Origin of the sequence: Butyrivibrio sp. WCD2001 (genome assembly GCF_000424485.1) — a bacterium.
Classification (GTDB): Bacteria; Bacillota; Clostridia; order Lachnospirales; family Lachnospiraceae; genus Butyrivibrio.
The window spans coordinates 1-3,756 of the sequence record NZ_AUJZ01000045.1; the positions used below are offsets into that span (position 1 = coordinate 1).

The 3,756-nt window shown below is 40.6% G+C and carries 7 protein-coding genes; all 7 read right to left on the bottom strand.

Annotation, left to right across the window (positions count from 1 at the left end; genetic code table 11):
* Window positions 1–155: 155 nt before the first annotated feature.
* Window positions 156–392 (bottom strand): hypothetical protein, encoded by a 237-nt coding sequence (locus G630_RS0117620; RefSeq protein ID WP_026499353.1) that lies wholly within the window; start codon window positions 390–392, stop codon window positions 156–158.
* A gap of 135 nt (window positions 393–527) precedes the next feature.
* Window positions 528–1,217: a glucosaminidase domain-containing protein gene (locus G630_RS22640; RefSeq protein WP_049946291.1), complete on the bottom strand. Its 690-nt coding sequence runs from the start codon at window positions 1,215–1,217 to the stop codon at window positions 528–530.
* Window positions 1,214–1,420, bottom strand: coding sequence for a hypothetical protein (locus G630_RS0117630; RefSeq protein ID WP_026499354.1), 207 nt, complete (start codon window positions 1,418–1,420; stop codon window positions 1,214–1,216). The genes G630_RS22640 and G630_RS0117630 overlap by 4 nt, the downstream gene beginning before the upstream one ends.
* A complete protein-coding gene (locus tag G630_RS0117635; protein ID WP_026499355.1) occupies window positions 1,417–1,665 on the bottom strand; it encodes a hypothetical protein in 249 nt (82 codons plus the stop codon). The genes G630_RS0117630 and G630_RS0117635 overlap by 4 nt, the downstream gene beginning before the upstream one ends.
* Window positions 1,646–2,026 carry a hypothetical protein gene (locus G630_RS0117640; protein ID WP_026499356.1) on the bottom strand — a complete coding sequence of 127 codons (381 nt, stop codon included), beginning with the start codon at window positions 2,024–2,026 and terminating at the stop codon, window positions 1,646–1,648. Before G630_RS0117640 ends, G630_RS0117635 begins: the two co-directional genes overlap by 20 nt.
* A gap of 12 nt (window positions 2,027–2,038) precedes the next feature.
* Window positions 2,039–2,998, bottom strand: coding sequence for a hypothetical protein (locus tag G630_RS0117645; protein WP_026499357.1), 960 nt, complete (start codon window positions 2,996–2,998; stop codon window positions 2,039–2,041).
* 8 nt (window positions 2,999–3,006) lie between these two features.
* On the bottom strand, window positions 3,007–3,756 hold a 750-nt coding region (locus G630_RS25190; RefSeq protein WP_026499358.1), incomplete at its 5' end, for a hypothetical protein.

Genomic DNA, 3,756 nt, shown 5'->3' on the forward strand with positions numbered 1-3,756 from the left:
CCGTCACTGTAAGCAGCACAAGCCACATCCCAAAAGCAGCTATTCTTGTTAATGTTATCGAGTTCTTTACTTTATCCCATATCATGAGCATTTCCTCCAAATAAAAAGGACACCAGGTGAATTCCTGATGTCCTATGTGTCAATTATTCAATTCCTTAAGCAATGATGTCTTGCAGCTTCTCTCCGCAAAACGGGCAATATGATATCTTTTTTCTATACTCCTTGGCATCACCGTCCCAGTTTACAATTCCTATCTTCAATGATTTTGTCTGTAACTCTATTGTTCCCGTAAAATACAGTACTCCAGCGAATCCAAAATCAATATCATCCGAAAAGAACTCTTTATCGCGAACATCCATGTTCGGGTTCATTTCATTGCAAAATCTACACATAAAAAACTCCTTACATAAAAAATAGCTTGTTACCATCAAGGCGGCCGCAAGATGATGATCATACTTTAACAAAATCACTGTTCTATAAACACGACACTGATGTCACAATATAATCACAAGCTATTTTTTTGCTGCCTATTTAAGTTTGTTACGTGTAAGTGTTCCTACAATACCATCCGGATCAAGACCAGAAGCCTTCTGAAACTGGATTACGGCTGCTTTTGTCTTAGGCCCAAAATCACCATCGATAGAAAGGCTATATCCTTTTGTACGGAGCTGAGTCTGAACCCATTTAACAGAATCTCCCTTCATACCAGCCTTTACATTAAATAAGGGCTCTTTGTATGGATTCTCGATGATATCTCCTGCTTCACCGTCCCATGCAAAAAGCCCATATTTTTCAATTGTTTTTATAAGTGTCTTATCGTAATCCTTGCCAGTAGCATAGCCATCCCTGTATACATTCTGGCAAGCGGTCTTATAATCCCTGCAGCCAATTAGATTACTGTACCTCTTCATCCTATGAAACATTGCAGAATGGTCTGCAATTGATTCTTTCCATGACGGATACTTCCTAAAGGGAGCTGCTATAGTGATGTACTTACCATTCACATACTCCTTGGTGTTCATGGTAACACTCTGACCGTTATAATTCCCCTTAATGCCAAAAAGGTTGTTTGCCTTAACAGTCAGACCGCTATTTCCTTTATTACTCTCAATAAAAGCCTGAGCTGCAGTAAGCGATGCCAGGATACCTGTGCTCTTGGCATCAACAATTACAAGAGGCTTTATCTTACTAAGAAACTCTTCTGCTGTATAGCTCACTTCCCCTCCTTCCCGGAAGCATCCACATAAGCTTCACATGCTGCATAGATTGCTGCAGAAAGTACCGTACATACAGTACCGATAGCTGTAACTGTGTTATTTCCGCTCTGGATACCTGCTACACTCGCACCAATAGATGCAAGAAATGCTGCAAAACAAAGTAAAAACTTCCTTGATGTAATCCTTGTTACAAAATCTCTCATTCTCCATATCCTCCTCTGATCTTAAAAATGTTCTCAAGGCCACTCTTGACCATATATGCAAAAACGCAGTCCCTAAGGATCTGCGTATTGCAATCGATAAATGTAGGAAGGCTGTCGAAGTTTTCATAGAGAAGCATTACCCCCATCGAATAAACATCCCCAATAACAAAAAGAGCAGTACATATAAGCACCACTCTCTTTGAAAATTCCCACAGCCATCTGTTTTTATTCAGTTTTTTCACCATAAGGCGTCCACCCTCTTTCCTGTCCCTGGTTCGATAAGAACTCCTGGAGTTCCTTCTCTACAGCCCTACACTGGTCTATATCATTACCATTTATGGCATGGCGAACAAGTGCAAACTGAGCCCTGATTGTCACAGACATTGTTCTTTCAAGATACTCTATCCTTCGCTTGTCATTATTAAAGTAATGATCATAATGATCTGCCTTATGCTCCAATGCACTGACCCTCTTGTCGAGTTCCGAGATAGGACCTTTGGCAAGCGTGATTATCGATGTTATCTTTTCTATCAGTGTTATGAATGTTATCGCAGCCCCTATAAGACCGCATATAACAAGGATTGCCTGCTCTGTTGTAAAATTCATATTCTCCTCCTATCATTCGTAAGTCATCGTATATGAACACTTTATAGGCTTCTGTGCCCCGGTCCTTACGATAGTCACTACTTTTCCACCTTTCTGCATCGGATTGAAAGTCACACTATCTCCTTTATTTCCAAGAGTACCAACCGGTCCAGGACATAATATATTAGCTTGTGAGCCATTGTACTCTACCATCGTTATTGTGCAGGATGTAGCTCTTTCTGCCGGTAAAGCCACGGAAGAATCTGTAGTAATAGTCAAATTCTCTGCTTTCCATTTCACTTTTCCATCTGCTTTGCCTTTGTCATATACTTTACCAATATTAGTCACTATGGTATCAGGGCTTGCGTTATCGGCTGTAGAAACGCCCTTGTTGGTACATGCTTTTGCTATCTTCTTACAGCCATCCTGAAAAGACTCCTTTATAGAATTAAGATCTTTCTTTGTACTCTCCAGATCCTTTTGAAGCTCATAGGCCCCCGAAAAGCTATAGAATTCCTTATACACAGCAGAAAACTGTGTCGCTCTCGTAAATAACGAGGCAATTGAAAAACATCTGAGGACTTTATCATTTTCATTCTCAGTTTCTGTAGGGTCTTCAGGAATTGCAATCCCCATCGGACTTGTACCTTCTTCGCTCCCCTGCAGATACCTGAATTCTGCCCTCTCCTCACCTGTAATATTGTTTTCTATGATAAGAAGTACTATCCTGTCACGTCTGTAATAAGATGAGTTTTCAAGAGTATCAGCCTGCAGATAAATAGGTTCTGTAATCTCAAAAAATCTGCCTCCAGCATAACCACATCCTTCACTAAGTTTCATTCTCAATCCATCCATCACAGTCATTTCGAATTTCCCGTCTGCCTCAAAGAAAACAACACTTTTTGAATTCCCCAGAATACCTGCATTATTTCTTGCTGCCTGCAGCGCAGTTACATGAGGTTTTCCTCTATGTCCAGTTACAAGTTCTACCATCTCTCCTCCTATCCAACATCATACGTGATCGTAGTGATGCCTCTTTTTATTTTTACTGTCTTTTGAATCACACGTGCTTTTGCAGAAAGGCCGGTAACCTCGTCAGAAGCTCCGACAATATCATTGATGTCATACTCTCTACCATCTTTAAGCTCTATTCCAAGCTCATCCTTTTCCTGGTATTCAGCTATCTTTTTAAGAGCGCCCTCTACTAAAGCGGCATAGTGATCTTCAACCTTAGTAAAGAATGCACCCTTTGCCCACGTTGGAAAGAGCTGATACTCAACCGCCTTGTAATATTTCCCGCTGCTCCAATATGGGTAATCACCTTTCTCGTAATATTTTCCTGCCTTAAAGGAAGGAACTGCTTTTGTTGCATAGAAAAAAGAGCCCGATACAAATGCTGGAGCATATGTACCTGCGCTCTTTTTCCAATAGTATTTGCCAGCCTGCCATGCCGGTGCATCATACACTGTATCTTTCCTAAAGAAAGTATTTGCTTTCCATTTGGGCTTTTTCTTATATAATTCTGATAATTGATATTTCTTTGTCTTTTTGTTTACTGTCTTGTTCTTATAGTAATACTTCCAGTTCGTACTCCAATCTGAAGGCTTTATCGTCATCTTCACATACACTTCTCTTGGAACACCCTGGACGGAACGTTTCTCTATTGCAGTTCCTGTCGAATAGTCAAAATAGTAGCTGCTGTAGCTCGTCCCCCAGTCTGGTGGCTGAGATGTTGTATAAAAGTATTGCTC

Coding starts and splice junctions, on each gene's coding strand:
- G630_RS0117620 (WP_026499353.1), bottom strand. CDS start 392: ATGTGTAGATTTTGCAATGAAATGAACCCGAACATGGATGTTCGCGAT.
- G630_RS0117630 (WP_026499354.1), bottom strand. CDS start 1,420: ATGAGAGATTTTGTAACAAGGATTACATCAAGGAAGTTTTTACTTTGT.
- G630_RS0117635 (WP_026499355.1), bottom strand. CDS start 1,665: ATGGTGAAAAAACTGAATAAAAACAGATGGCTGTGGGAATTTTCAAAG.
- G630_RS0117640 (WP_026499356.1), bottom strand. CDS start 2,026: ATGAATTTTACAACAGAGCAGGCAATCCTTGTTATATGCGGTCTTATA.
- G630_RS0117645 (WP_026499357.1), bottom strand. CDS start 2,998: ATGGTAGAACTTGTAACTGGACATAGAGGAAAACCTCATGTAACTGCG.